This is a genomic window from Pantoea sp. PvP021, assembly GCF_054056055.1.
In genome coordinates, this window is record NZ_JBSRXX010000001.1 from 1,886,885 (window position 1) to 1,911,883 (window position 24,999).

Sequence of the window (24,999 nt, forward strand, 5' to 3'; positions counted from 1 at the left end):
CTTAACTGACGATCATGTCGTCGCGGTGAACCGCCACCGGGCCATATTCATAGCCCAGGATTTCGCTGATCTGCTGGCTGTGATGACCGGCAATCATCCGCATCGCGTCGCTGTTGTAGCGTGAAACACCATGCGCGATATCCCTGCCCTGCAAACTGCGGATACGGATCACTTCCCCACGCGAGAAATTCCCCTGGATAGCACGGATCCCTTTCGGCAGCAGCGAACTGCCGCGTTCAATAATTGCTGCCAGCGCACCATCATCGACGGTGAGTTCACCTGCCGGAGGCGCACCGAAAATCCAGCGTTTACGATTTTCCAGCGGCGATTGCTGCGCATGAAAGCGCGTACCGACCGGCTTGCCGTCAATAACATCGCTGATCACGCCGCTGCGGCTGCCTGAGGCGATGATCACATCGATACCGGCGCGGCAGGCGACATCCGCCGCCTGAAGCTTGGTCGACATGCCACCGGTGCCGAGACCCGATACGCTGTCGCCCGCCAGGGCACGCAACGCATCATCAATCACATGGACATCACTGATCAGCTCAGCCTCAGGATTGTTACGCGGATCGGCGGTGAACAGTCCCTGCTGGTCGGTCAGCAGCAGCAGCTTGTCGGCACCGCCGAGCATCGCCGCCAGTGCCGAGAGATTGTCGTTGTCACCCACTTTGATTTCAGCGGTGGCAACGGCATCGTTCTCATTGATCACCGGCACAATGTGGTTATCCAGCAGTGCGCGCAGCGTGTCGCGGGCATTCAGGAAGCGCTCGCGATCTTCCATGTCGGCACGGGTCAGCAACATCTGACCAATATGGATACCGTAGATTGAGAACAGCTGTTCCCACAGCTGAATCAGACGGCTCTGCCCCACCGCAGCCAGCAGCTGCTTTGAGGCGATGGTGGGTGGCAGTTCGGGGTAACCCAGATGTTCGCGTCCGGCGGCCATCGCGCCAGAGGTCACAATCACAATGCGGTGGCCCGCCGCGTGCTGCTGCGCACACTGACGAACCAGTTCCACCATGTGCGCCCGATTCAGCCGGCGGGAGCCGCCGGTGAGAACGCTGGTACCCAACTTGACCACTAAGGTCTGACTGCCACTCATATTTCCTGCCGTAGTGAAAAATTTTTACGAAAGGACGTTTTAACAGGAGTCGATAAGGAAGCCAACAGCCAGCAGGGGAAAAGCATGAATTTACGCGGACAAGGACGTAGACCAAAAGTTCAGGGTTAACAAGAAATCATGAAAAGTGTCATAAAAACTTCATCGCCGACGGGTAAAAAGTCCGTGCTTTACAAAAACTTTCATTTTTTTACGGCGTTCACATTGGGATTGATAGCAAATGAAGAAAAGCACACTGGCCATGATCCTCTCCACGCTGACGCTGGCATCCGCCGCGCAGGCTGCCGAAATCTATAACAAAGATGGCAACAAACTGGACTTATACGGCAAAGTTAAAGCTGAGCACTACATCAGCGATAATGCCAGCCAGGATGGAGACAAGTCCTATACCCGTATCGGCTTTAAGGGTCAGACACAGATTAACGACCTGATGACCGGTTATGGTCAGTGGGAATATCAGTACAACGTCAATAACTCCGAAGGCAGCGACGCCAACAATGGCAACAAAACCCGCCTTGGGTTTGCTGGTCTGAAATTCTCGCAGTATGGTTCGGTCGATTACGGTCGTAACTACGGTGTGCTGTATGACGTTGAGGCCTGGACCGACGTGTTCCCGGAATTCGGCGGTGACGGTACAGCCCGTTCCGATAACTTTATGACTCAGCGTGCAACCGGTGTGGCGACTTACCGCAACAACAACTTCTTTGGTCTGGTCGATGGGCTGAAGTTTGCGTTGCAGTATCAGGGTAAAAACGACGCCACCAGCGCCAACACCCGCACCGACATCAACCGTCAGAATGGCGACGGCTACGGCGCCTCACTGGGCTATGCCCTGGGTGATTCCGGTGTGAGCCTGATGAGTGCCATCACCTCTTCTGACCGTACCAACCAGCAGCAGGCACGCGCCTATGGCGGCGGTGACCGTGCGGATTCCTGGGGTGCAGGCGTGAAGTATGATGCCAACAGCGTCTACCTGGCGGCGATCTATACCGATACCCGCAACATGACACCAATCAGCGGCACCAACCGTAACACCGGTGCTACCGTCGCGGGCGCAGCCAACAAAGCGCAGAACATCGAACTGGTGGCGCAGTATCAGTTTGATTTCGGCCTGCGTCCTTCCATTGGCTATGTACAGACCAAAGGCAAAGATATCGAAAACGGTATCGGCGATGCGGATCTGGTGAAATATATCGACGTGGGCGCGACCTACTACTTCAACAAAAATATGTCCGCCTTCGTTGATTACAAAATCAACCAGCTGGATGATGACAACGCGCTGTCGATTAACAACGATGACGTGGTCGCGATGGGTGTGACTTACCAGTTCTGATTTCAGGCTAATGCCGCACAGCATAAGCTACAGAATGTGTGAGCATGAAAAAGGGCACGTTTTTCAACGCGCCCTTTGCTTGTTAACAGCATCTGGCCCGCTCTGCTATGAGATCGAGCTGGCGCAGGGAACACGGTCAGATCGGAAAGACGCAAAATCCGTCATCCTTGACAGGCTCGGCCCGCGCGATTACGCACCTCATCCCTGAGGTGCGCCCGTTGCCGGGCCAACGCTTTGCGTTGTTCAAAAACGCTCCCGGCGTTTTTGTCCCTGGCGCGGGACGCTTTCCTCTTCTGCCCATGTTCCCTGCGTGTTGAGCTTATTCGTTGCTGCCAGATTCACCCTACTTGAGATTTGTCAGCAGTTTGTGGGCAAGCGTTTTAACTCACCCTTTAATCTCTAAACACCCAATCAGGCGCTCAGCTTCACCGGTTTCTCATCGAAATCGCTGGCCGGAATCAGATCCAGCTCGAACTCTTTCAGCATCGCTTTCAGACGGGTATGGAAATTCCGTAAGGTCTCTTCCACGCGCGCCGTATTCTCTTTGCCTTTGATGGTTGCCACCGACCAGTCACCCTCTTTATCGAACAGACCGATATGGTAGACATAGGTAAAGTGGTCAGCCTGCGCTTCCAGCTCCATCCACCAGCCCCAGAACTCACGCAGTTCCGGTGCCGGTTTCACATTAACGCAGGCAGCCAGGCAGTCGAAAAAGAACCGGGTTTCGCCACATTTCCCATCGCGAATATAAGGCCCAAGCTCCGTAAAGCGCTTAAGCAGGCGACTGCGGGGATGACCACTTGGTAACGTCATGCTGAATCTCCATAGATTTTGACCGCTATACAGCCTTGATTTTCCGGACGGCCAGGGGATGTCATGTTTCGCTTAACGGCAGCCCGGAAGAATTCCGCTACTAGTTGTAGCAAATACTGTAAATTTTGCCAGTTACCTTTTTAAACGCTTCTCCAGCCAGTCGCAAATTTCATTCAGCGCCTTGTCGAAACTGGCCATCATCGGCTTCACCGGAATCAGCAACGCTTTGCCATCTGACGAAGAGTTAGCGATCAGCTTGCTCTCCTCTTCCGGGCTGAAAAGATCGTTTTGCCAGTAGCCCGACAGCATGGGTGTCGGCGTCCGGCGGCCCAGCAATCCCTGAGTTTTCAGCGAATATCGATTGAGTTCGGTACGCAGCGCACTGTCAGAAGCGGTTGCCATGCCCAGCCGGCTCGCCAGCATATCCATATACATATCCGGGATCTCATCCTGCAACGCTGTCTGCGTCAGCAGCGCATGCACAATCGGGCCAAGACAGGCGACCCCACGCAGCCGCTGCGATTCCAGATAGGCCAGTCGTACGGCCACGTTAGCGCCAAAGCGATAACCAAACGCCGCCACGCGGGTATGGTCGATCCAGGGCACGTTTTTCAGATCGCGCAGCACCTGCTGATGCAGAAAGCTGGTGTCCTGACTCAGCGTCCATTTCACCGAGTTGCCTACCGACGGCACATCAATGGTCAGCATGGCGATGCCGCGCGGTGCAAGGTAATCATGGAACAGGCGATAGTGATCGCTCTGTAATGAGTCGAGCGCGCCACAGAACAGCACGGTGGGATAAGGCGCTTCAACGTCAGGCGGCATGTGCAGAAAGCCGTTAACCGGGCTGCCACCCTGAATGGCGAACGTCAGCGGTTTCAGCTCGCCCGGCAGGCGTTGAGTCGCCTCTTCATAGGCGCGGTTCGCCAGCGTCTGCGCCTGGTCGGCCAGCTCATCCCCTTTTATATAGGGATAGGCCGCAACGCTGTAGAGATGCGCCGCGTGCAGCCAGTAGTCGCCCGCCTCGCTGTCGTCGGTGGCCTCCAGCGCTTTCTGCTGCCAGATACCCGCCTGTTTACACCATTCGAAATGCCAGTTGCCGCCGCGAAAACCGATTACAGTGTCGAGCAGCGTCTCATCCGTATGTTCAACATTGCTGATGGCAATCCGAGCCAGCACTTCGCTGATCTCCTGCGGCGTCAGGCCACGCCATGTCCACATCAGCTTATTCAGCATACGATACCAGCCACGCTGGCTGTCACCATCCAGGGCTGAGTGGACATCCGAAGTAGCATGATGGTGGCGGCGAACCAGGGATGAGGTTTCAGGATGTTTAAAGCGCGGTTTGAACAACTCCTCGCTGAGATTTTTGCTCGACATACTCACTTCTCCTGCAACAGAAACGGCGATGGCTAAGTGTACTGTACGGCAATTCGGGCTGCGAGGCACAGAAAGCACAACGCCCGGAAAACCGGGCGTTGTCTGATGTGTATCAATCAGTTTTTAACAATCGGCGGGATGTAGACCACACCCATATCCCACGGCTGCTCGATCCAGGTATCCTGCGGAATATCGACAATATAATCATCAACCAGTGAGCGACCGGCCGGTTTAGCGAAAATGGTGCAGAAACGCGCTTTCGGGTACATCTCGCGAATCGCCTGGGCGGTGCCGCCGGTATCTACCAGGTCATCGATCACGATAAAGCCTTCACCGTCGCCTTCTGCGCGCTTCAGAACTTTCATTTCGCGCTGATGATCGTGGTCATAGCTGGAGATGCAGACGGTATCGACGTAGCGGATACCCAGTTCACGTGCCAGCAGCGAAGCCGGTACCAGACCGCCGCGGCTCACCGCGATAATGCCTTTCCACTGTTCAACAGGAAGCAGGCGCTGGGCCAGTTTACGGGCATGAATCTGAAGCATGTCCCAGGTAACGACGTATTTTTCGCTCATAGAATAGAAATCCCAGCCAACCGAGGTGGCGTAAAAATGTGCAACGGGGAAAAGGTTGCGCGAGATTATAAGGAGTTGACGCACTAAAAACCAGCACCCGCGCACTGGTTGCGGCTTTTTAGCGCGTCTGAGAGCGCACCCGGTAGAAAACAGTGATATTCTCGGGCCTGGCTCGTCAGATTCTCTGACGGCGATTTTTCACTGGAAACTCGCGATGTCCGGCCTCGCCGGTACACTGACACAGGAGACCTGTCGTGTCTGAATTGTCTCAACTCTCTCCACAGCCGCTGTGGGATATTTTCGCTAAGATCTGCTCTATTCCCCATCCCTCTTTTCACGAAGAAGCGCTGGCGAGTTACATCGTCGGCTGGGCCAAAGAGCAAGGCTTCTGGTGTGAGCGCGATCAGGTCGGCAACATCCTGATTCGTAAGCCCGCCACCGCAGGCATGGAAAACCGTACCCCGGTTGCGCTACAGGCGCATCTGGATATGGTGCCGCAGAAAAATAACGACACCGTTCATGACTTCACCAAAGATCCGATTCAGCCCTGGGTTGACGGCGAGTGGGTGAAAGCGCGCGGCACCACGCTGGGCGCGGACAACGGCATCGGTATGGCTTCTGCGCTGGCAGTACTGGCTGACAACAGCCTGACGCATGGCCCGCTGGAAGTGCTGCTGACCATGACTGAAGAGACCGGTATGGATGGCGCATTCGGTCTGCAACCCAACTGGCTGCAGGCAGAAATCCTGATCAACACCGACTCCGAAGAAGAAGGTGAGATCTACATGGGCTGCGCGGGCGGTATCGACTTCGTCACCACCCTGCCGCTGACCCGTGAAGCGGTGCCTGCTGAATTCCAGACCCTGAAGCTGACGCTGAAAGGCCTGCGTGGCGGTCACTCCGGTGCCGATATTCATATGGGCCTCGGCAACGCCAACAAACTGCTGGCGCGCTTCCTGGCGGCACACGCTGCTGAACTGGATCTGCGTCTGCTGGCCTTCAGCGGCGGTACGCTGCGCAACGCGATCCCGCGTGAAGCCTTCGTTACCGTGGCGGTCGAGAGCCACAAAGCGGATGCGCTGAAATCAGCGGCGGCGCACTTCCTGAGCGCCATCAAAAATGAGCACGGCATCAAAGAGCCGAACATCGCCCTGGTCACTGAGCCGCTGGCGCATCAGGGTGATGCTCTGAACGCTGACAGCCGCGATCGCTTCCTGAACCTGCTCAACAGCATGCCAAACGGTGTGATCCGCAACTCCGACGTGGCGAAAGGCGTAGTAGAAACCTCACTGAATATCGGTGTGGTGACCATGGAAGCCGATCATGCAGAGATCAACTGCCTGATCCGTTCGCTGATCGACACCGGCCGCGATTATGTGGTGCAGATGCTGACCTCACTGGGCCAGCTGGCCGGTGCACAGACCAAAGCGAAAGGCGGCTACCCAGGCTGGCAGCCTGATGCGGACTCCGCCATTATGGCGCTGACCCGTCAGACCTATATCGCGCTGTTTGATAAGACCCCGAACATTCAGGTGATCCACGCCGGTCTGGAGTGTGGTCTGTTCAAAAAACCGTATCCGGAGATGGATATGGTATCGATTGGGCCGACCATCACCGGGCCGCACTCGCCGGATGAGCAGGTTCACATCGAAAGCGTTGGCCTTTACTGGAAACTGCTGACCACCCTGCTGAATGTGGTGCCAGAAAAGTAATTCTGTCACAAAAAAAGTAAACCAGGCTCCGGCCTGGTTTTTTTATGCCTGTGACTTTCCTCCAGCATAATTCGCTGCCTTTTCCGTCCTTTACCCCGTTATTCCGCCGCTTTCCCGCGCTTCGCTGGTCACAGCCGCCATTATGTCCGGATGTCTGGATGGCTAATAAGATTTCGTGCTAGCTTATGCGCTTTCGGCTGTTGCCGCGCCTGAAGGTTCAGGAAAAAATGCGGCCAGTGATTCTTCAGGAGAGTAATGACATGCCAGGGTTAAACTGCCTTGAGATGCGTAACATCTCCATCGCTTTTGGCGGGTTTGCCGCGCTATCGTCGGTGGATTTCCGCAGTGACGGCCATTCAGTACATGCTCTGACCGGCGCTAACGGCGCGGGCAAGTCAACACTGATGGCGATCCTTTCCGGTGCGCACAGCCACTACAGCGGCGAGATCCTGCTGGATGGTGAGCCGGTCTCCATCCGTACGCCGCGTGATGCGAAACGGCTGGGTATCCATCTGGTTCAGCAGGAAGTGGACGTGGCGCTGGTGCCGCAGCTCAGCGTCGCGGAAAACATTCTGCTGGATCGGCTGGCAGAGCCTGGCCACCGCTATCGCTGGGGCGAGGTTCGGCGTCAGGCGCGGGCGCTGCTGGCTCAGCTCGACGTGGCGCTGGACGTCAACCGGCTGGTGGAGCGCTGCACCCTGGCTGAAAAGCAGCAAATTCTGCTGGCGCGCGCGCTGTCGCACCACTGCCGCTTTCTGATTCTGGATGAACCCACTGCCCCGCTGGATCAGCATGAAAGTGAGCGGCTGTTTGCTGTGGTGCGTCGCCTGCAGGCCAGCGGCATCGGCGTGGTGTTTATCTCTCACCGCATCCATGAACTGAAAGCAATCTGTGACCAGCTGACGGTGCTGCGTGATGGCCGGTTGATCGAAACCGGCCCGATGGCGGCACTGAGCGGTGAGCAGATCGTGGAGAAGATGCTGGGCCATCAGCTCACCGATATCTTCCCGGCACGCCGTGCGCGGCAGGCTCAGCCGCTGCTGCTGGCGATTGACGGTCTTCATGATGAGCAACTGCTGCAGGATATCTCGCTACGATTGCACAAAGGGGAAATTCTGGGCATTGCAGGCCTGGCCGGTGCCGGTAAAACCGAACTCTGTAAGGCGCTGTTTGGTGCCAGCAAAAGCCGCGTCAGTCGCGGTGAACTGCATGGCCAGCCGTGGCAGCCCCGTTCGCCGCATGACTCCGTCAGTCGCCGCATGGCGCTGGTGCCGGAGGAGCGGCGCAAAGAGGGGATCTTTATTGATGAGTCGGTGGCAATGAACCTCAGCGTCAGCGCAGACGACAGCTTTTCGCGCTGGAGCCTGTTTGGTCATCGCCAGGCATGGCGCTGGGCGGAGCAGGTTATCCAGCAATTGCAGGTGCGCACCACCGGTCCGGCACAGACGCTGCGCCGTCTCTCCGGCGGCAATCAGCAGAAAGTGGCGATAGGCAAATGGCTGCGCAACAACGCCGACGTGCTGATTTTCGATGAGCCGACGAAAGGCGTCGATATCAAAGCCAAAACCGAACTCTTCACCCTGATCGATAACCTGGCGCGCGATGGGAAAGGCATCATTTACGCGTCGGGAGAGTTTTCTGAACTGGTCGGTTTATGCGACCGGATTTGCGTGCTCTGGGATGGACGCATTGTGGCCGAGCTGGCTGCACGCGACGTCACCGAAGAGACGCTTTTGCTCTATTCCACCGGAGGAACCCCTGCGTGAGCAGCAAAGAAACCAGCCTGAATCTGACAGCCTCGCCGTGGCGTCACCAGTTGTTCGACTTTCTCTATAAATGGGGCATGTTGCTCACGGTGGTGGTCCTGATCGCCGCCTTTGGTCTCGCCTCCGACAGCTTCCTTGAACCCAACAACATCATCAATATTCTGCGCTCAATTGCCATTGTCACGGTGATTGCGATCGGCGTCTCGATCTCGCTGACCGTTGGCGGCTTTGATCTGTCGGTCGGATCGACCGCCTCGCTGGCCAATGCGCTGGTGATTTCTCTGTTTGTCTGGTACGGCTTCGGCACTACCACCGCCATCCTGCTCACCCTGGCGCTCTGCACCCTGGTCGGGCTGTTTAACGCCTTTCTGATTGTGATCCTGCGCATCCCCGACATGCTGGCAACGCTGGCGACACTGTTTGTGATTCAGGGGGTGGCGATGACCTACAGCTTTGGCGGATCGATCACCGAGAACATGGTGCTGCCGAGCGGTGATATGGCGGAAGGCACCATTCCGGCGGCGTTTGGCCTGCTCGGCCAGGTGCCCACCATCGTCATCATCATGCTGGTCGTCACCGTCGCCGCGCAGCTGGCGCTCTCACTGACTAAACATGGTCGCCGGATGTATGCGCTGGGCGGCAATCCGGAAGCGGCGCGCCTCTCCGGCATCCGCACCACCCGCTATCGGGTGCTGGCTTATGTGATCGCCTCACTGCTGGCCGGTCTGGGCGGCATTCTGCTCGCCTCGCGTATCGGCTCCTCGCAGGTTAATGCCGGGAGCGGCTACCTGATGGACGCGGTCGCTGCGGCGTGGATCGGCTTCTCACTGGCGGGCTCCGGCAAGCCGAATGCGCTGGGCACGCTGGTCGGTGCGGTGATCCTCGGCGTGCTGCAGAACGGTCTGGTGATGCTCTCTGTTCCCTACTACGCCATGGACATTATTAAAGGGCTGGTGCTGGCTTTAGCACTGGCGATCACCTATATCCAGCGCCGCTGAGGCGCGTTTACCGGAGTTGATAACAATGCAAAAAATAACACTCTCGCTGCTGGCCCTGAGCCTGCTGAACGCCAGCGCCGCCTTCGCGGATACCGTCACGCCGGTGCCTGCGGCTATCGCCAGTCATGATGGCCCGATCCGTATTGCGGTGATCCGCAATCTCGGCTCCGATGACAACACCACCCAGTTTGTTGCCGGTGCCATTCAGCAGGGTCGCCAGCTTGGCTTCAAGGTCAGCACCTTCCTCAGCAACGGCGACGATGCGCGCTTCCAGGATTTCGTGAATCAGGCGATCAGCCAGAAATATGACGGCATCGTGCTGTCGCACGGTAAAGCGCCCTACGCCAGCGGACTGGTGAAGCGCATTGCCGATGCAGGCATTAAGCTGTCGGTGTTTGATACGCCGGTGGATAGCCCGATCCCGGGCGTGACCGTCACCGCGCAGGATGACGCTTCACTGGCGCAGCTGTCGCTGGGCCAGCTCATCCATGATTTCAACGGCAAGGCGAACATCGTCAAGCTATGGGTTGCCGGTTTCCCGCCGATGGAACGCCGTCAGGTGGTGTATGAAAAACTGCTGAAAGAGAATCCGGGCATTCATCAGCTTGAGTCGATTGGTGCGGTTTCAACTGACGTTCAGGGCGACACCGCCAATAAAATTGGCGCGATTCTGGCGAAATACCCGAAAGGCAAAATCGACGCCATCTGGGGTGCCTGGGACGCCTTCAGCCAGGGCGCTTACAAAGCGCTGCAGGAGAATGGCCGTACCGAGATCAAGCTCTACAGCATTGATGTTTCGAACCAGGATTTGCAGCTGATGCGCGAGAAAAACAGCCCGTGGGTGCAGACGGTAGCGGTGGATCCTAAAACTATTGGCGCGGTGAATATGCGTCTGGTGGCGAAGAAAATTGCCGGTGAAGAGACGCCAGCGACTTATCAGTTTAAAGCGGCATCGATCTCTCAGCAGCAGCTTAACAGCCAGCCTGGCGCGGTGAACGTCGCGTCACTGAACAAGATCATTCCGGGCTGGGGCAGCAATGAGGATTTCGTTGCCCCGTGGTTTGCGACCCTGGCGGCGAAATATAAGAAGTAATCGGATGTCAGCCTTGCCGGTCGGTGAGGCTGACGGTTACAGACCCAGCAGCAGCTGACGCTCCAGCTGGGGATCCACCATAGTCACATGTAATCCCACCAGCCGCACGCCGCGCCCGGCACGACGCTCATCCCAGGTTTTACGGGCGATGGCAATCATGTCCTCTTTATTCAGCACCGGCCAGATATGCTCCTGGGTCGTCTGCTGAAAATCACTGAACTTCAGTTTGACGCCCTGTCGCGCCACCTGCTTGTCAGGTCGGATCTGCGTCAGCCGGCGTTCCAGTTCGGCGTAGAGAAAATCGATAATTTCCAGGCAGGCATCCCAGTCGCTGATATCTTCCGCCAGCGTCCGTTCAACCCCCAGCGATTTACGCTCGCGCTCAACGATCACGCTGCGGTCATCAATGCCATTGCTGCGCTCCCACAGCACCCGGCCAAACTTGCCAAAGCGCTTTAACAGCAGCGCTAAGTCTGCCTTCTGCACGTCGCCACAGGTTACCAGCCCCATCTCTTCCAGCTTTTTGGCCGAGACCTTGCCGACGCCAGGGATCTTCGCCAGCGGCAGGGTCAGCAGAAAACCGGACATCTCCGGCGGGGTAATCACGAACTGCCCGTCCGGCTTATTGAGGTCAGAGGCGATCTTCGCCAGAAATTTAATCGGGGCGATGCCCGCTGAGGCGGTAAGCCCGGTTTCACGGTAGATGGTGGCACGGATCGCCTGCGCCATCAGCGTGGCAGAGCCGTGACAGTGGGGGCTGTCGGTGACATCCAGGTAAGCTTCATCAAGGGAGAGCGGTTCAATCAGCGGCGTATAACGGGTAAAGATGTCGCGGATCTGCGCGGAGGCTTCTTTATAGGCGTCAAAGCGTCCTGGCAGCAGACGCAGATGCGGGCATAACTTGAGGGCCATGCCGGTTGGCATCGCGCTGCGCACGCCAAATTTGCGCGCCGGATAGTTGGCGGTGCTGATCACGCCGCGACGCTCGCGGCTGCCACCAATGGCTATCGGGATGTCGCGCAGCTGGGGATTATCACGCATCTCCACCGCGGCATAGAAGCAGTCCATATCGACATGAATGATTTTACGCATACCCCCTCCGGCACTGGATAAGTATACAGTTGGCAGGGGTAACTGCAATATTTGTCGCGCTGACGATTAAAGTTTACAAATTTCTGGCCGAATATCTTTCAGTAAATCGCGAATTTGGCTGACGCCGTCTTGCTAAAAAAACAGACAATGTTTAATGTTGCGCTGCGGTAGCGGACAGTTCCGATAATGCAAACAGAGACGCACATTTTGCGTCATGTTCTCTTCACCTCAAGGTACACACAGCATGGGCAAAATCGCACTCCTGTTTGCGATGATTTTACTGCCAGCCCTCAGCATGGCAATGACACCCGAACCCGTCTCAACGGCACCGGTCAGCAAAGAATTAAAGAAGCAGTTACTTGGCACCCCGGTCTATATCCAGATCTTCAAGGAAGAACGCACGCTCGAACTCTACGGCAAAATCGGTAACGAATACCGCCTGCTGGACACCTACCGCATCTGTAACTTTTCTGGCGGCCTTGGCCCGAAACGCCGTGAAGGCGATTTCAAAAGCCCGGAAGGTTTTTACAACGTGAAGCTGAATCAGCTGAAGCCGGATAGCCGGTTTTATCGCGCGATCAACATCGGCTTTCCGAATCAGTACGATCGTAATCAGGGCTACAGCGGCAATTACCTGATGATTCATGGCGACTGTAAGTCGATTGGCTGCTATGCCATGACTAACGCCTATATGGATGAGATTTTTACCTATGTGAATGCCGCACTGCGTAACGGCCAGCAGGATATCAGCATCAGCATCTATCCATTCCGCATGACCGACAGCAATATGCAGCGTCACCGCTACTCCACCTATGCCAGTTTCTGGCAGCAGCTGCAGCCGGGATACGCTTACTTTGCTAAATATCATCAGCCGCCGATGGTTAATGTCGCCAGCGGTAAATATGTGATGAACAGCAGCCCGGCACCGGTTTTAGCCAGTCCCGAAGCCGCTTCACGTTCATTCCTGGCGCTCTCCAAGGCAGAATAACGCCCATTCACCTGGCACGATCCGCTGCCAGGTTTCATTGGCCGTCAGTGGCTGCGTAGCAATCACCGTCACCACGTCATGCGGCGTGGTGTGCTGCTGAAAATCGACCTCCACATCCTGATCCAGTAACTGCGCCCGGCCAAAGGGTGCGCGACGGGTGATCCAGTAAAGATTGGTGGAGCAAAAGGCCATCAGATAACGGCCGTCTGACAGCAGCATGTTAAACACGCCCTTCTGCCGCAACGTGCCGGCAAGCTCCCCGATAAAACGAAATACAGCAGGCCAGTTGCCGGGTGTACGCGGATAGCGCGTCGCCAGCTGATGCAGGATCCAGCAGAACGCCTTCTCACTGTCCGTTTCGCCCACCGGCCGGAATGTGCCAGTCTCCAGCTGCCGATAGCCCCTGAGCTGCCCGTTGTGCGCATAGGTCCAGTTACGGCCCCACAACTCACGGGTAAACGGGTGGGTATTTTCCAGCGACACCTGCCCGCGATTCGCCTGGCGGATGTGCGCCACCACCGAATGCGATTTGATCGGATACTCCTGCACCAGACGCGCAATCGGCGAGTTAAAGCTCGGCAGCGGATCTTTAAACGTACGACAACCTTTATCTTCGTAGAAGGTAATGCCCCAGCCATCTTTGTGAGGCCCGGTTCCACCGCCACGCTGAACCAGACCGGTAAAGCTGAAACAGATATCCGTGGGAACATTGGCGCTCATCCCGAGCAATTCGCACATAGCCACCGCCTTAGAGTAAGCGGCCTCCCGTCAGGCGGGAGGCCAGCGCAGTTACTTCACCATCTCTTTTTCGATCAGCAGCATCAGGATGTGGATCACTTTAATGTGGATCTCCTGGATGCGATCGGCATAACCAAAGTGTGGCACCCGGATTTCAATGTCGGCACTGCCTGCCATCTTACCGCCATCTTTACCGGTCAGGGTGATCACTTTCATCCCCTGCGCACGGGCAGCTTCAATCGCTTTAATGATATTGGCAGAGTTACCGGAAGTTGAGAGGCCCAGCAGCACATCGCCCGGACGCCCTACCGCTTCCACATAGCGTGAAAAGACATAGTCATAACCAAAATCATTACTGACGCAGGAGAGATGGCTGACATCAGAGATGGCAATCGCCGGATAGCCAGGACGATTTTCGCGGTAGCGACCGGTCAGCTCTTCAGCGAAATGCATCGCATCGCAATGTGAACCGCCGTTACCGCAGGAAAGCACCTTGCCGCCCGCCTTAAAGCTGTCAGCCAGCAGCACCGCCGCACGCTGGATCGCATGGATATTGGCCTCGTCGCTGAGGAATTTATTCAGCGTATCAGCAGCTTCATTAAGCTCAGAGCGGATAATGTCCTGGTACATAGGGATGTCCTTTTTTAGGAGAGGTTAATCGCAGCAAGTTTAACGGAATGGCCGGTCAGCGCAAAGCGTCATGCCATGGCTGGCCAGGCAGTGGCGGCGATTATCACTGCAGCGGGTGATGCAAAAATGGACAGAAATCGGTTTTTGTGAGGCAGGTTGTAATTGCGATGTAAACAAATTGATAAATCAACCCAACTGCTCTAAACCTCTCTACATAACAGGTCAGACCTCTTACTACTTGGAGCGGTTCATTATGATGGTTGTCTCGATACTTGCCACGGTGGCGCTGATTGGCGCCCTGTTCTATCACCGCCTGTCGTTGCGGCTCAGCAGCGCGATTCTGCTGCTGTGGACTGCTGCGATGGCTTTTGCTCACCTCTGGACGCCATGGTTACTGTTGCCGCTGGCGATCATCCTGCTGCCGTTCAACCTGCCGTCACTGCGCCGCAGCCTGTTTTCAAAGCCGATGTTTCAGCGCTTCCAGCAGGTGATGCCGCCGATGTCACGCACCGAAAAAGAAGCGATCGATGCGGGCACCACCTGGTGGGAAGGCGATCTGTTTCAGGGCAAACCAGACTGGCAGAAGCTGCACAACTATCCGCAGCCGCGCCTGACTGCCGACGAGCAGGCTTTTCTCAATGGTCCGGTTGAAGAAGCGTGCCGCATGGCCAACGATTTCCAGATCACCCATGAGCTGGCCGATATGCCGCCGGAACTGTGGGCTTATCTGAAAGAGCATCGTTTCTTCGCGATGATTATCAAAAAAGAGTATGGCGGACTCGATTTCTCCGCCTATGCGCAGGCCTGCGTGCTGCAAAAACTGTCGGGCGTCTCCGGGATTCTGGCGATTACCGTGGGCGTGCCTAACTCATTAGGTCCGGGCGAACTGCTGCAACACTACGGCACTGAAGAGCAGAAAAATCACTATTTACCCCGGCTGGCACGCGGCGATGAGATCCCCTGCTTTGCGCTGACCAGTCCGGAAGCGGGCTCAGATGCCGGAGCCATCCCCGATACCGGCGTGGTCTGCATGGGCGAGTGGCAGGGTCAGCAGGTGCTGGGCATGCGGCTGACCTGGAACAAGCGCTATATTACGCTGGCGCCGATCGCCACCGTGCTGGGGCTGGCATTTAAACTCTCCGACCCGGATCATCTGCTCAGCGATAACGAAAATCCTGGCATTACCTGTGCGCTGATCCCGACCAACACGCCCGGCGTGGAGATTGGCCATCGCCACTTCCCGCTTAACGTGCCGTTCCAGAACGGGCCGACACGCGGCAATAATATCTTTGTACCGATTGACTATATTATCGGCGGCCCACAAATGGCCGGTCAGGGCTGGCGGATGCTGGTGGAGTGTCTGTCTGTGGGTCGCGGCATTACGCTGCCATCGAACTCAACCGGCAGCCTGAAAAGTGTGGCGCTGGCGACAGGCGCCTATGCCCATATCCGTCGTCAGTTCCGCGTCTCAATCGGTAAGATGGAAGGAATTGAAGAGCCGCTGGCGCGCATTGCCGGTAACGCCTACGTGATGGATGCGGCGGCCACGCTGATTACCGCCGGTATTATGCAGGGTGAAAAACCGGCAGTGCTGTCGGCGATTGTGAAATATCACTGCACCCATCGCGGTCAGCGCGCCATCATCGACGCCATGGATATTGCCGGCGGTAAAGGCATTATGCTGGGTAACAGCAACTTCCTGGCCCGCGCCTATCAGGGTGCGCCTATCGCCATCACGGTAGAAGGCGCTAATATTCTGACCCGCAGCATGATTATCTTCGGACAGGGTGCGATTCGCTGCCATCCTTATGTACTGCAGGAGATGGCGGCAGCAGCCAGCAACGATGTTAACGCGTTTGATCAGGCGCTGTTCAGCCACATCGGTCATGTCGGCAGCAGCACCATGCGCAGCCTGTGGCTGGGCTTAACCGCCGGACGCACCAGCGCCACCCCGACCCGCGATGGCACCCGTCGTTACTATCAGCATCTGAACCGCATCAGTGCCAACCTGGCGTTGCTCTCTGATGTGTCGATGGCGGTGCTGGGCGGCAGCCTGAAACGTCGTGAGCGTATCTCGGCGCGTCTGGGCGATGTGCTGAGCCAGCTCTATCTCGCTTCGGCGACGCTGAAACGCTATGACGATGAAGGCCGCAACGAAGCCGATCTGCCGCTGGTGCACTGGGGCGTGCAGGATGCGTTACATCAGGCGGAAGTCGCGATGGACGATCTGCTGCGTAACTTCCCGAACCGTCTGGTCGCGGGCGCATTGCGGATGACTATTTTTGCAGGCGGTCATCACTGCCCTGCTCCGTCTGACCGTCTGGACCATCAGCTGGCAAAACTGCTGCAACAGCCGTCAGCTACCCGCAGCCGTCTGGGCCGTGGCATGTACCTGACGCCCAGCGAGCACAACCCTGCCGGTCAGCTGGAACAGGCGTTGCAGGATGTGATGGCGGCAGAAGTGATCCATGACAGGCTGTGCAAACAGACGAAGCAGCACCTCTCTTTTACCCGGCTGGATGCGCTGGCGAAGCGCGCGCTGGAGCAGGGCTGGATTGATGCTAAAGAGGCTGAAGTGTTGCAGCGTGCTGAGGCCAGCCGCCTGCGTTCGATTAACGTCGATGAGTTTGAGGCGGATGCGCTGGCAGTACCGGTGCCAGAGAAAGCCCCTCAGGCTGCGTCGCGGGCGAGTGAGGCGGCATAGGTTTAGCGTTGCTCTGCAGCACCGGCTCAGGGGAAATCTGACCGCAATAATTAAGCCCAAAGCGCAGGGAATAGGGTCAGAAGAGGAAAGCCGACATCACGTCGTAATGCTGAACAGTTAAGATTAGATTTGTAAAGGCTGTCACGGTCAAACGTGGCAGCTTTTTTTCCGGGCGAACGAGCCGCAGTGCGGGCCAGCGCACCTCTGCTGCTGCCGGGCCGTCCTCGCGCCGCTCACGCGGTACCTTCGGCTTTGACGTCGTGCCGACGAACCGTTCGGGGATCGGCCCTCCCTGGCCGGCCCCGACCTGTCCACGCTTCCCGGCGTGGACTTCTGGCCCACCGTCACGCCTCAGCGCTGCGGATAGCCCTTTCAGCAGCAGAGGCGCGCAGGCCTCCACTCTCGTGCCCTTTTTAACAATACACACTGAAGTTTCAGAGCAGGCCGGTGGCGGGCAGGGGCAGGCAATCCGCAGCGCTGAACAGAATGAGTCTGCCAGGAGAGCCCGCAGGACGCGGGCGAAAGGCGGGGCGGCACAGGATGTGCCATCCCCGACGGTCCGTCAGGCAGGCGAATGAAGTGAAGGAACCGCGCAGCGGCGCGAGGACCGCCAGCCCCTGAGCGGCACCAGACTGCGTTATCACCTGTCGCTTAACTGACTGGCATCAAACATCACCTCGGCTTTTTTATCCTGCCTGACGGATGCGGGCAATCAGCGCATCCACATCTTCTACATGATCGGCCGCCAGAATTAGCGTGCGTCCCAGATTAATTGCATTACGGATGCAGTCGGTTCGCATCGCCGGATCGGCAATCAGCTTCATATCCGCCACGTGTGACATCCCCACCGTGCGGCGAATCAGTTCGGTGCCGCAGTAACCGATGGTATCGGCCCATACTTTACGCAGAAACGCCTCCGCATAGCCTGGATAAGCCAGCGCCTCATCACGGGTTTTCTCAGCCGCCAGTGCCAGAAAGCCCGAGGCAAAAGTGGTCCAGAGGGTGTGCACATCGCTGAGGCGCTGCTCGCGTGCATCGACGGCCTCACGCGGTGGCAGCAGACCCGGCAGGCCACAGTAGTTAATCAGCAGGTTGCCAATGGCGGTGCCGACATCAAAACCGATGGGGCCAAAATAGCCGAATTCCGCATCAATCGCTTTCAGGCTGCCATCAGCAACGAAAATCGATCCGCTGTGAATATCACCATGCAGCAGCGCTTCAGCGTGGGCAAAGAAGCGATGCTTGAGGCCGCCCACCGCAATCCGCAGTGCATCGTCATTACGCAGGCTGGCGACCAGCGGTTCAAGCGCTTCGGGATAGCTATTGCGCTCATGGTCGGTATAGGGATCGTTAAAGAAAAGATCTTCGGTGATTTCACACATTTCCGGATTAATGAAACGCGCCACTTCCGCTTTTTTCTGGTGCGGATGCAGGATGAAATCGGAGGTATGAAACAGGGTTTGTGCCAGATAGTCGCCTAACTGCTGAGCCGCTTCCGGGTAGTAAGCGCCCTTCACCAGCTCGCCGCGCCAGATGCGATGACTGGAGAGATCTTCCATTACCATCACCGCCAGCTCCGCATCGTAATGGGTGATCTTCACCGTGTGCTGCGGACAATATTTGTAGTGTTCGACCAGGGTCTGCGCTTCCAGCCGCGCCCGATCCAGCGTCAGCGGCCAGGACTCACCCACACAGCGCACATAGGGCAGCGCCTGCTTGACCACTACCCGGCTGTTGCCCTGATCGTCATAAATTTTAAACACCAGGTTGAGGTTGCCATCACCAATCTCTTCTGCGCTGCTCAGCGCGGCAGGATTGTCCACGCCGCCAAATTGTCGGGCATATTCCACAGCATCAGCAGCAGTAAAGGTACGGTATTGCGACATTGCCTGTTCCTCATCAATCGAAGGGGGATAACCTGGGTGTAATAAGCCGTTCAGACGTCTATACATCCGTTCAGCATGTTGGCACAATAGGTATCATTAACGCAACATGGATTTCACCCACAATGCAGACACTTCAAACCACCAGCTTACAGGTTCGTGACAATCAGCTCTGGATTCTGGATCAGCAGGCACTGCCGCAGCAAAAGAACTGGCTGTCCGCGCACAGCGTGCCCCAGCTGATTGAACATATTCATGCGCTGCGGGTGCGCGGTGCGCCGCTGATCGGCCTTTCCGCCTCGCTGCTGCTGGCGTTGCTGGCAGAACAGGGGCAGACGCGCGCTGAACTGGCGCAGGCACTGGAGACCCTGCGCGCCGCCCGCCCTACCGCGGTCAATCTGATGAACAATCTGGACCGGATGAAACTGGCGCTGGCGCAGCCGGACTTTGCCCCCGCGCTGGCAGAAGAAGCCTGGCGACTGGTGCAGGAAGATAAGCAGCTGTGTGACGCCATTGCTGACGCGGGTTGTACGCGGGTGAAACCCGGCAGCCAGCTGCTGACCCACTGTAATACCGGCGGACTCGCCACCGCCGGTGTGGGCACCGCCCTTGGCGTGATTGCCCGCGCCCATCAGCAGGGGCTGATTAAGAATGTCTGGGTTGATGAAACCCGTCCGCTGTTACAGGGCGGCCGGTTAACCGCCTGGGAGCTGGGCGAGCTGGCGATTCCTTACACCCTGATTACCGATTCCATGGCCGCCAGCCTGATGGCCCGTGGAGAGGTCGATGCCGTATGGGTAGGCGCTGACCGCATTGCCGCCAACGGCGATGTGGCGAATAAAATCGGCACCTACAGCCTGGCGGTGCTGGCCCATTATCATCAGATTCCGTTTTACGTGGCGGCCCCGCATACCACGCTGGATCGCTGCTGTCCGGACGGCGCAGCGATTCCTATTGAGCAGCGCGCCGCCAGTGAAGTAACGGGCGTTGCCGGCAGTTTTGGCAGCGTGCAGTGGGCGCCGGAAGCGGCGAAGGTCTATAACCCGGCGTTTGATGTCACGCCCGCCACCCTGATCAGCGGCTGGGTACTGGACACCGGGGTAGTCACGCCTGACCAGGTTCAGGGTGGCATTTTCCAGCCACAATAACGGTCTGCAAGGCGTTTACCGTGAGCGGCAAACGCCTTGCGAAAACGACGGGCGGTTTACGCCAGACGCGGATAGGCATCCGCAATCTTATCGCCGGTAAAGTTCGCTACCCAGCCTTCCTGATTATCGAAAATACGGATAGCCGTGAAGTGCGGTGACGATCCCATATCAAACCAGTGTGGTGTTCCCGCTGGTACCGAGATCAGATCGTTTTTTTCGCAGAGGATCTGCAGGATCTCGCCATCCAGGTGCAGACAAAAGAGTCCGGCACCCTCAACAAAGAAACGCACCTCATCTTCGCCGTGTGTATGTTCAGAGAGGAACTTCTCGCGCAGCACGGTTTTCTGGGGATTATCGGCGCGCATGCTGATCACATCCCAGCTCTGATAGCCCTTCTCTGCCACCAGCCGATCGATCGCATGCTGATAGGCGTTGATCACCGTTTCGGGATCCGGATTTTCACCCAGATCGCGATCGGCTTCCCAGCGCTCAAAACGGACGCCTTTGGTGCTCAGGCGTTCACGAATCTCTTCCGCGTCGGTGCTGTGCCACACCGGCTGGCTGGCTTCGCGGTCGGTAAAAATAGTCAGTGCGCTCATCCTAAATTGACTCCGGGTTAATCTGGGAAAAATCCGTCACCTGACGATGGCGGCTCTCGCCGTCCGCATCGCCACGCAGTAGTTGCAGCGTCTGCCAGCCCGCCTCAGCGGCGGCATCCAGCTCCTGATGAATATCGGAGAGAAACAGCAGCTGCTCCGCTGGCTGACCAATTTCAGCGGCGATAGCGCGATAGGCTGCGACTTCGCGTTTGGCACCCACGTGCGTATCAAAATAGCCGCTGAAGAGGTCAGTAATATCACCTTCGTCGCTGTAGCCAAATAACAATTTCTGCGCCGCAACCGAGCCGGAGGAATATACATACAGTTCAATGCCCTGCGCCTTCCAGCGGGTCAGTGCTGGCAGGACGTCAGGATAGAGATGGCCGGTAAAACTGCCGTTAACATAGCCATCGCGCCAGATCATGCCCTGCAGCGCTTTCAGGCCCGTTGATTTGCGATCCTGGTCCATAAACCCCAGCAGAATCTCTGTCACCGCATCCAGGTCGGCCTGCGGCTGACCAGCCTCCTCACGTACCGACTGCAGCGCTGCGGCGACCTCGGGCTGATGCGCATTTTCACGCAAAAAACTCGCCAGATGCTGGCGGGCGTAGGGAAACAGGATGTTATGTACAAAACGGATATCGCTGGTGGTGCCTTCGATATCCGTAACAATGGCGCGAATCATGCTCTCTCCAGCAGGCGACGTTGACGTTCACATTCAAATAAAAATTCCAGACCTTCCAGATGACGGCGTGCTTCGCTGACATCCCGGCCCCAGCAGGTTAAGCCGTGACCGCGCAGCAGAAAGCCGTAACGCAGCGGAAAGCGGGCGGCGTAATCTTCAATTTCTGACGCCAGCGCCGCAATGTCCTGGCTGTTGTCGAACACAGGAATGGCGAGCGTATCCAGATGGGTGTGCTGGCCGCTCAATGATTTTTGCATCTCATAGCCGTGCAGCAGCAGCGCCGCGCCCTGCTCCACCCGCGACAGGACCGTCGCATTCACGGTGTGAGTATGCAGCACCGCGCCCGCCTCGGGAAAGAGTCGATAGATCATCGTGTGCAGACCGGTTTCTGCCGACGGCTTACGGCCAGAGAGCGACTGGCTGGTGGCAATATCGACCTCGATAAAGTCATCCCGCGTCAGCGTGCCTTTATCTTTGCCCGATTCACTCAGCAGGCAGACATGTTCATCGCGGCGCACCGACATATTTCCGCCGGTGGCCGGTGCCCAGCCTTTCTCGCCAATCCAGTGACAGGCGGCGACCAGCTGATCTAATGGAAGACTCTGCGACATAAAAGTTCCTTGCGGTGAAATGTGATCTCGGGTGGCTCAGCCCAGATAACGATAATGGCTATAAAATTACAACAGGTTGAAAATCTTAAACAGTTAGCAAACGTGCCCGACTGCTGAACCATACTCTCCGGGTCCTGCCAGATGATCCGCATCTCAGCAAGGCAGCAAGTGCGCGCATCCCCGGGAGCTGACACTTGTCAGTGACCGGGGTAAGCAAACGAAGCTAACGAAGCTGAGGTGTGGAGCATGACGCATTTAGCCATCTAAGCGTCTTGATTGCCAAATACTATCATCCTGTTTATAGTGGCACAAACACCGGGTGACACCGCATCAATCTTCGCGCTTAAGGCCTGACATCATGACGCAGCACAACCTGATCCCCGAGAGTAAACTCCCTTTGCTCGGCACCACCATTTTCAGCCAGATGAGTGCGCTGGCGCAGCAGCATAACGCTATCAATCTCTCTCAGGGCTTTCCTGATTTTAGCGGCCCGGACTATCTGCAGCAGCGGCTGGCGTATCACGTCAGCCAGGGCGCGAACCAGTATGCGCCGATGACCGGTGCGCTGCCGTTACGTGAGGCGATTGCAGAGAAAACCGCGCGGCTCTATGACTATCGTCCTGATGTCGAAACAGAGATTACGGTGACGGCAGGCGCAACCGAAGCGCTCTATGCGGCGATTACCGCGCTGGTGCGGCCGGGCGATGAAGTGATCTGCTTTGATCCCAGCTACGACAGCTATGCGCCTGCGGTAGAGTTGTCGGGCGGCGTGATGAAACGCATTACGCTGCAGCCGCCCGCTTTCCGGGTGGACTGGCAGGCGTTTGCTGCCCTGCTGAGTGATAAAACCCGGCTGGTGATCCTGAATACGCCGCACAATCCTTCCGCCACCGTCTGGCAGCAGCAGGATTTCGCCGCGCTGTGGCAGGCGATTGCTGCGCGGCCGGTCTATGTGCTGAGCGACGAAGTCTATGAGCACATCTGCTTCGATCAGGCAGGCCACGCCAGCGTGCTGGCACATCCCGAACTGCGCCAGCGTGCTCTCGCGGTGTCGTCGTTTGGTAAGACCTTCCATATGACCGGCTGGAAAGTGGGCTACTGCATTGCCCCTGCCGCGATCAGCGCTGAACTGCGCAAGGTGCATCAGTATCTGACTTTCTCCGTGAATACACCGGCGCAGCTGGCGATTGCCGATATGCTGCGTGAGCATCCGGAGCACTATCTTGAGCTGCCGGCGTTTTATCGCGACCGCCGCGATCGGCTGGCAACGGCGCTAAGCAGCAGCCGCTTTAAGGTACTCCCCTGCGAAGGCACCTACTTTTTGCTGGTCGATTACAGCGCCATCTCCGATCTGGATGATGTCAGTTTCTGCCAGTGGCTGACCCGCGAAGTGGGCGTTGCCGCGATTCCTCTGTCGGTGTTCTGCGCCGATCCCTTTCCTCATAAACTGATCCGCCTCTGTTTTGCCAAACAGCCGGCGACATTAGATGCCGCCGCGGAGCGCTTATGTCAGCTTTGAAAATCACGTTACTGCAGGAGACGCTGAGCTGGATGGATGGCGAGGCCAACCTGCGCCATTTTGACGAGCAACTGGATGGACTCACTGGGCGCGATCTGATTTTACTGCCAGAGATGTTTACCACCGGCTTTGCAATGGAAGCGGCGAAAAGCTCGCTGCCACAGGCGCAGGTGGTGGAGTGGCTGCATCAGCATGCCCGTCGCAACGATGCCCTGGTCGGCGGCAGTGCGGCGATTCAGACCGAACACGGCGCGGTAAACCGCTTCCTGCTGGTGGAGCCGGACGGCACGCTGCATCAGTATGACAAGCGCCATCTGTTCCGCATGGCGGACGAGCATCACCACTATCTGCCTGGCGAACAGCGTCAGGTGTTTGAGTGGCGCGGCTGGCGCATCCTGCCGCAAATCTGTTACGACCTGCGTTTCCCGGTCTTCTCGCGCAACCGCAACGATTACGATCTGGCGCTCTATGTCGCCAACTGGCCTGCACCGCGTGCACTGCACTGGCAGGCACTGCTGCTGGCGCGGGCAATTGAAAATCAGGCTTATGTGGCAGGCTGTAACCGCGTCGGCAGCGACGGCAATCAGCATGAATACAGCGGCGACAGCCAGATTATTTCACCGCAGGGTGAGATCCTCAGTGGGGCTGAGCCGCACCAGCGCGCCAGGCTGGACGCAGAGCTGTCGCTGGACGCACTGAATGCTTATCGCGAGCGCTTCCCGGCCTGGCAGGATGCGGATCGCTTTTCGCTGTGAATGGCGGGCGGGAAGTCAGACCGCCCATTAACTGCCGCGATAGGTTGACCAGGACCAGGGCGAAATCAGAAACGGCAGGTGAAAATGGCTGCCCGCTTCGGCAATCATAAAATCGATCTGCGCGCTGACGTAGAGTGCATCCCGACCGGCGGCAGCAAAATAGTCGCCGATTTCTGCCGTTAAACGGTAGTGGCCCGGCGTCAGCGGCTCGGGCGTGAGATCTTTCAGACGCCCGTCGCTGTCGGTTTCACCCTGTGAAACCGGAAACCACCCTTCCGGGCTGTTCTGCTCAAGTGAAATCGCTACACCGCTGGCCGGTTTGCCCAGCGCCGTGTCCAGAATATGGGTAGTAACAGTACTCATTGAATCGTCTCCTTCAGGCGTAACAGGGTAATTTCACGCAGCTGATCCAGCGCCTCCTGCTGCTCGGCAGGATCGCTATTCTGCAACCGACGCTGCAACTCTGCCAGCATCTGCTCGCCGCTGCGCCCTTTAGCGCGAATCAGAAACACCCGGCCAAAACGCGTTTCATACGCCTGATTCCCCTGCTGCATTGCCTGCTGCAAAGCGCTGTCGGCCTGCTGCATGGCGGACTGCTCTCCCCGTGAAAGTGCCGCTTCTTTATCCGCACCGTTCGCGCGTTCGCCAATGCGGGGATGCGCCGACAGTGCGGCCTCCAGCTCAGGCCGCTGCCACTGGCGGGCCAGCGCATCGGCGGTTGCCCGTAGCGCATCCAGGGTGTCAAAAGGCCGCGCCGCCACCAGCGACTGCTGCCAGTGCGGAATGGCAACACAATGCCGGATGGCCGCCTGCGCCTCATCAGCCGACAGCTGATTAAATGCGGCTAATTCCAT

The 24,999-nt window shown here is 57.4% G+C and carries 23 protein-coding genes; 10 read left to right on the forward strand and 13 right to left on the reverse strand.

What is annotated here, in order from left to right:
- Nucleotide 1: 1 nt before the first annotated feature.
- A complete protein-coding gene (gene proB, locus ACVKSX_RS08860; RefSeq protein ID WP_010255198.1) occupies nucleotides 2–1,105 on the reverse strand; it encodes a glutamate 5-kinase in 1,104 nt (367 codons plus the stop codon).
- A gap of 238 nt (nucleotides 1,106–1,343) precedes the next feature.
- Here proB and ompC point away from each other — a divergent pair, with 238 nt between their 5' ends.
- Nucleotides 1,344–2,456, forward strand: a complete 1,113-nt coding sequence (gene ompC / locus ACVKSX_RS08865; RefSeq protein ID WP_010255197.1) for a porin OmpC — start codon at nucleotides 1,344–1,346, stop codon at nucleotides 2,454–2,456.
- Between the two features lie 411 nt (nucleotides 2,457–2,867).
- Here ompC and crl read toward each other — a convergent pair whose 3' ends face one another.
- The 3 genes from crl to gpt all read right to left on the reverse strand — a co-directional run bounded on the left by crl (nucleotide 2,868) and on the right by gpt (nucleotide 5,224).
- On the reverse strand, nucleotides 2,868–3,269 hold the full coding sequence (crl, locus tag ACVKSX_RS08870; RefSeq protein WP_003851176.1) for a sigma factor-binding protein Crl: 402 nt from the start codon (nucleotides 3,267–3,269) through the stop codon (nucleotides 2,868–2,870).
- A 132-nt stretch (nucleotides 3,270–3,401) separates the two neighbouring features.
- On the reverse strand, nucleotides 3,402–4,649 hold the full coding sequence (frsA, locus tag ACVKSX_RS08875) for an esterase FrsA (protein WP_061901724.1): 1,248 nt from the start codon (nucleotides 4,647–4,649) through the stop codon (nucleotides 3,402–3,404).
- A gap of 116 nt (nucleotides 4,650–4,765) precedes the next feature.
- Nucleotides 4,766–5,224: a xanthine phosphoribosyltransferase gene (gpt, locus tag ACVKSX_RS08880; RefSeq protein ID WP_031590376.1), complete on the reverse strand. Its 459-nt coding sequence runs from the start codon at nucleotides 5,222–5,224 to the stop codon at nucleotides 4,766–4,768.
- Between the two features lie 254 nt (nucleotides 5,225–5,478).
- Here gpt and pepD point away from each other — a divergent pair, with 254 nt between their 5' ends.
- The 4 genes from pepD to ACVKSX_RS08900 all read left to right on the forward strand — a co-directional run bounded on the left by pepD (nucleotide 5,479) and on the right by ACVKSX_RS08900 (nucleotide 10,793).
- Nucleotides 5,479–6,936 (forward strand): beta-Ala-His dipeptidase, encoded by a 1,458-nt coding sequence (gene pepD, locus ACVKSX_RS08885; RefSeq protein ID WP_354438537.1) that lies wholly within the window; start codon nucleotides 5,479–5,481, stop codon nucleotides 6,934–6,936.
- Between the two features lie 260 nt (nucleotides 6,937–7,196).
- The gene (locus tag ACVKSX_RS08890) at nucleotides 7,197–8,702 is read left to right on the forward strand and encodes a sugar ABC transporter ATP-binding protein (RefSeq protein WP_010671161.1); all 1,506 of its coding nucleotides are present in this window, start codon (nucleotides 7,197–7,199) and stop codon (nucleotides 8,700–8,702) included.
- Nucleotides 8,699–9,700 (forward strand): ABC transporter permease, encoded by a 1,002-nt coding sequence (locus ACVKSX_RS08895; protein WP_346461942.1) that lies wholly within the window; start codon nucleotides 8,699–8,701, stop codon nucleotides 9,698–9,700. Before ACVKSX_RS08890 ends, ACVKSX_RS08895 begins: the two co-directional genes overlap by 4 nt.
- Before the next feature lie 25 nt (nucleotides 9,701–9,725).
- Nucleotides 9,726–10,793 (forward strand): sugar ABC transporter substrate-binding protein, encoded by a 1,068-nt coding sequence (locus ACVKSX_RS08900; protein ID WP_010255186.1) that lies wholly within the window; start codon nucleotides 9,726–9,728, stop codon nucleotides 10,791–10,793.
- A 36-nt stretch (nucleotides 10,794–10,829) separates the two neighbouring features.
- Here ACVKSX_RS08900 and dinB read toward each other — a convergent pair whose 3' ends face one another.
- Complete coding sequence (dinB, locus tag ACVKSX_RS08905) at nucleotides 10,830–11,885, reverse strand: DNA polymerase IV (protein ID WP_010255185.1); 1,056 nt, start codon at nucleotides 11,883–11,885, stop codon at nucleotides 10,830–10,832.
- A gap of 244 nt (nucleotides 11,886–12,129) precedes the next feature.
- Here dinB and dpaA point away from each other — a divergent pair, with 244 nt between their 5' ends.
- Nucleotides 12,130–12,873 (forward strand): peptidoglycan meso-diaminopimelic acid protein amidase, encoded by a 744-nt coding sequence (gene dpaA / locus ACVKSX_RS08910; RefSeq protein ID WP_010255183.1) that lies wholly within the window; start codon nucleotides 12,130–12,132, stop codon nucleotides 12,871–12,873.
- On the opposite strand, the gene ACVKSX_RS08915 is transcribed toward dpaA, so the two are convergent.
- Nucleotides 12,844–13,611 carry a class II glutamine amidotransferase gene (locus ACVKSX_RS08915; protein WP_010255181.1) on the reverse strand — a complete coding sequence of 256 codons (768 nt, stop codon included), beginning with the start codon at nucleotides 13,609–13,611 and terminating at the stop codon, nucleotides 12,844–12,846. The two genes, dpaA and ACVKSX_RS08915, sit on opposite strands and share 30 nt — an antisense overlap.
- A 51-nt stretch (nucleotides 13,612–13,662) precedes the next feature.
- A complete protein-coding gene (gene lpcA, locus ACVKSX_RS08920; RefSeq protein ID WP_010255178.1) occupies nucleotides 13,663–14,241 on the reverse strand; it encodes a D-sedoheptulose 7-phosphate isomerase in 579 nt (192 codons plus the stop codon).
- Nucleotides 14,242–14,494: 253 nt separating this feature from the next.
- On the opposite strand from lpcA, the gene fadE reads away from it, so the two are divergent.
- Nucleotides 14,495–16,945 (forward strand): acyl-CoA dehydrogenase FadE, encoded by a 2,451-nt coding sequence (gene fadE / locus ACVKSX_RS08925; protein ID WP_010255176.1) that lies wholly within the window; start codon nucleotides 14,495–14,497, stop codon nucleotides 16,943–16,945.
- Nucleotides 16,946–17,631: 686 nt separating this feature from the next.
- Here the strand turns inward: fadE and mtnK are convergent.
- A complete protein-coding gene (mtnK, locus tag ACVKSX_RS08930) occupies nucleotides 17,632–18,831 on the reverse strand; it encodes an S-methyl-5-thioribose kinase (protein WP_033771026.1) in 1,200 nt (399 codons plus the stop codon).
- A 122-nt stretch (nucleotides 18,832–18,953) separates the two neighbouring features.
- Here mtnK and mtnA point away from each other — a divergent pair, with 122 nt between their 5' ends.
- Nucleotides 18,954–19,976, forward strand: a complete 1,023-nt coding sequence (gene mtnA / locus ACVKSX_RS08935; protein WP_033771024.1) for an S-methyl-5-thioribose-1-phosphate isomerase — start codon at nucleotides 18,954–18,956, stop codon at nucleotides 19,974–19,976.
- 56 nt (nucleotides 19,977–20,032) lie between these two features.
- Here the strand turns inward: mtnA and ACVKSX_RS08940 are convergent, their stop codons facing one another.
- From ACVKSX_RS08940 to ACVKSX_RS08950, 3 genes are read right to left on the reverse strand one after another with little or no spacing between them, the layout of a single operon-like run.
- Nucleotides 20,033–20,575 carry a 1,2-dihydroxy-3-keto-5-methylthiopentene dioxygenase gene (locus ACVKSX_RS08940; RefSeq protein ID WP_010671156.1) on the reverse strand — a complete coding sequence of 181 codons (543 nt, stop codon included), beginning with the start codon at nucleotides 20,573–20,575 and terminating at the stop codon, nucleotides 20,033–20,035.
- Between the two features lies 1 nt (nucleotide 20,576).
- Complete coding sequence (gene mtnC, locus ACVKSX_RS08945; RefSeq protein WP_050680068.1) at nucleotides 20,577–21,260, reverse strand: acireductone synthase; 684 nt, start codon at nucleotides 21,258–21,260, stop codon at nucleotides 20,577–20,579.
- A complete protein-coding gene (locus ACVKSX_RS08950) occupies nucleotides 21,257–21,871 on the reverse strand; it encodes a methylthioribulose 1-phosphate dehydratase (protein WP_010671154.1) in 615 nt (204 codons plus the stop codon). Before ACVKSX_RS08950 ends, mtnC begins: the two co-directional genes overlap by 4 nt.
- Before the next feature lie 358 nt (nucleotides 21,872–22,229).
- Here ACVKSX_RS08950 and ACVKSX_RS08955 point away from each other — a divergent pair, with 358 nt between their 5' ends.
- Both ACVKSX_RS08955 and ACVKSX_RS08960 read left to right on the forward strand, forming a co-directional pair.
- Nucleotides 22,230–23,390 (forward strand): pyridoxal phosphate-dependent aminotransferase, encoded by a 1,161-nt coding sequence (locus ACVKSX_RS08955; RefSeq protein WP_172608346.1) that lies wholly within the window; start codon nucleotides 22,230–22,232, stop codon nucleotides 23,388–23,390.
- Complete coding sequence (locus ACVKSX_RS08960; protein WP_052272053.1) at nucleotides 23,378–24,145, forward strand: amidohydrolase; 768 nt, start codon at nucleotides 23,378–23,380, stop codon at nucleotides 24,143–24,145. The genes ACVKSX_RS08955 and ACVKSX_RS08960 overlap by 13 nt, the downstream gene beginning before the upstream one ends.
- 27 nt (nucleotides 24,146–24,172) lie before the next feature.
- On the opposite strand, the gene uraH is transcribed toward ACVKSX_RS08960, so the two are convergent.
- Together uraH and uraD are read right to left on the reverse strand one after the other, a co-directional pair.
- On the reverse strand, nucleotides 24,173–24,508 hold the full coding sequence (gene uraH / locus ACVKSX_RS08965; RefSeq protein ID WP_009091913.1) for a hydroxyisourate hydrolase: 336 nt from the start codon (nucleotides 24,506–24,508) through the stop codon (nucleotides 24,173–24,175).
- Nucleotides 24,505–24,999, reverse strand: coding sequence for a 2-oxo-4-hydroxy-4-carboxy-5-ureidoimidazoline decarboxylase (gene uraD, locus ACVKSX_RS08970; RefSeq protein WP_163640688.1), 495 nt, complete (start codon nucleotides 24,997–24,999; stop codon nucleotides 24,505–24,507). The genes uraH and uraD overlap by 4 nt, the downstream gene beginning before the upstream one ends.

Bases quoted from the DNA above. Each gene is read 5' to 3' on its own strand.
- proB (WP_010255198.1), bottom strand. From the start codon at position 1,105: ATGAGTGGCAGTCAGACCTTAGTGGTCAAGTTGGGTACCAGCGTTCTC.
- ompC (WP_010255197.1), top strand. From the start codon at position 1,344: ATGAAGAAAAGCACACTGGCCATGATCCTCTCCACGCTGACGCTGGCA.
- crl (WP_003851176.1), bottom strand. From the start codon at position 3,269: ATGACGTTACCAAGTGGTCATCCCCGCAGTCGCCTGCTTAAGCGCTTT.
- frsA (WP_061901724.1), bottom strand. From the start codon at position 4,649: ATGTCGAGCAAAAATCTCAGCGAGGAGTTGTTCAAACCGCGCTTTAAA.
- gpt (WP_031590376.1), bottom strand. From the start codon at position 5,224: ATGAGCGAAAAATACGTCGTTACCTGGGACATGCTTCAGATTCATGCC.
- ACVKSX_RS08890 (WP_010671161.1), top strand. From the start codon at position 7,197: ATGCCAGGGTTAAACTGCCTTGAGATGCGTAACATCTCCATCGCTTTT.
- ACVKSX_RS08900 (WP_010255186.1), top strand. From the start codon at position 9,726: ATGCAAAAAATAACACTCTCGCTGCTGGCCCTGAGCCTGCTGAACGCC.
- dinB (WP_010255185.1), bottom strand. From the start codon at position 11,885: ATGCGTAAAATCATTCATGTCGATATGGACTGCTTCTATGCCGCGGTG.
- dpaA (WP_010255183.1), top strand. From the start codon at position 12,130: ATGGGCAAAATCGCACTCCTGTTTGCGATGATTTTACTGCCAGCCCTC.
- ACVKSX_RS08915 (WP_010255181.1), bottom strand. From the start codon at position 13,611: ATGTGCGAATTGCTCGGGATGAGCGCCAATGTTCCCACGGATATCTGT.
- lpcA (WP_010255178.1), bottom strand. From the start codon at position 14,241: ATGTACCAGGACATTATCCGCTCTGAGCTTAATGAAGCTGCTGATACG.
- fadE (WP_010255176.1), top strand. From the start codon at position 14,495: ATGATGGTTGTCTCGATACTTGCCACGGTGGCGCTGATTGGCGCCCTG.
- mtnK (WP_033771026.1), bottom strand. From the start codon at position 18,831: ATGTCGCAATACCGTACCTTTACTGCTGCTGATGCTGTGGAATATGCC.
- mtnA (WP_033771024.1), top strand. From the start codon at position 18,954: ATGCAGACACTTCAAACCACCAGCTTACAGGTTCGTGACAATCAGCTC.
- ACVKSX_RS08940 (WP_010671156.1), bottom strand. From the start codon at position 20,575: ATGAGCGCACTGACTATTTTTACCGACCGCGAAGCCAGCCAGCCGGTG.
- mtnC (WP_050680068.1), bottom strand. From the start codon at position 21,260: ATGATTCGCGCCATTGTTACGGATATCGAAGGCACCACCAGCGATATC.
- ACVKSX_RS08950 (WP_010671154.1), bottom strand. From the start codon at position 21,871: ATGTCGCAGAGTCTTCCATTAGATCAGCTGGTCGCCGCCTGTCACTGG.
- ACVKSX_RS08955 (WP_172608346.1), top strand. From the start codon at position 22,230: ATGACGCAGCACAACCTGATCCCCGAGAGTAAACTCCCTTTGCTCGGC.
- ACVKSX_RS08960 (WP_052272053.1), top strand. From the start codon at position 23,378: ATGTCAGCTTTGAAAATCACGTTACTGCAGGAGACGCTGAGCTGGATG.
- uraH (WP_009091913.1), bottom strand. From the start codon at position 24,508: ATGAGTACTGTTACTACCCATATTCTGGACACGGCGCTGGGCAAACCG.
- uraD (WP_163640688.1), bottom strand. From the start codon at position 24,999: ATGGAATTAGCCGCATTTAATCAGCTGTCGGCTGATGAGGCGCAGGCG.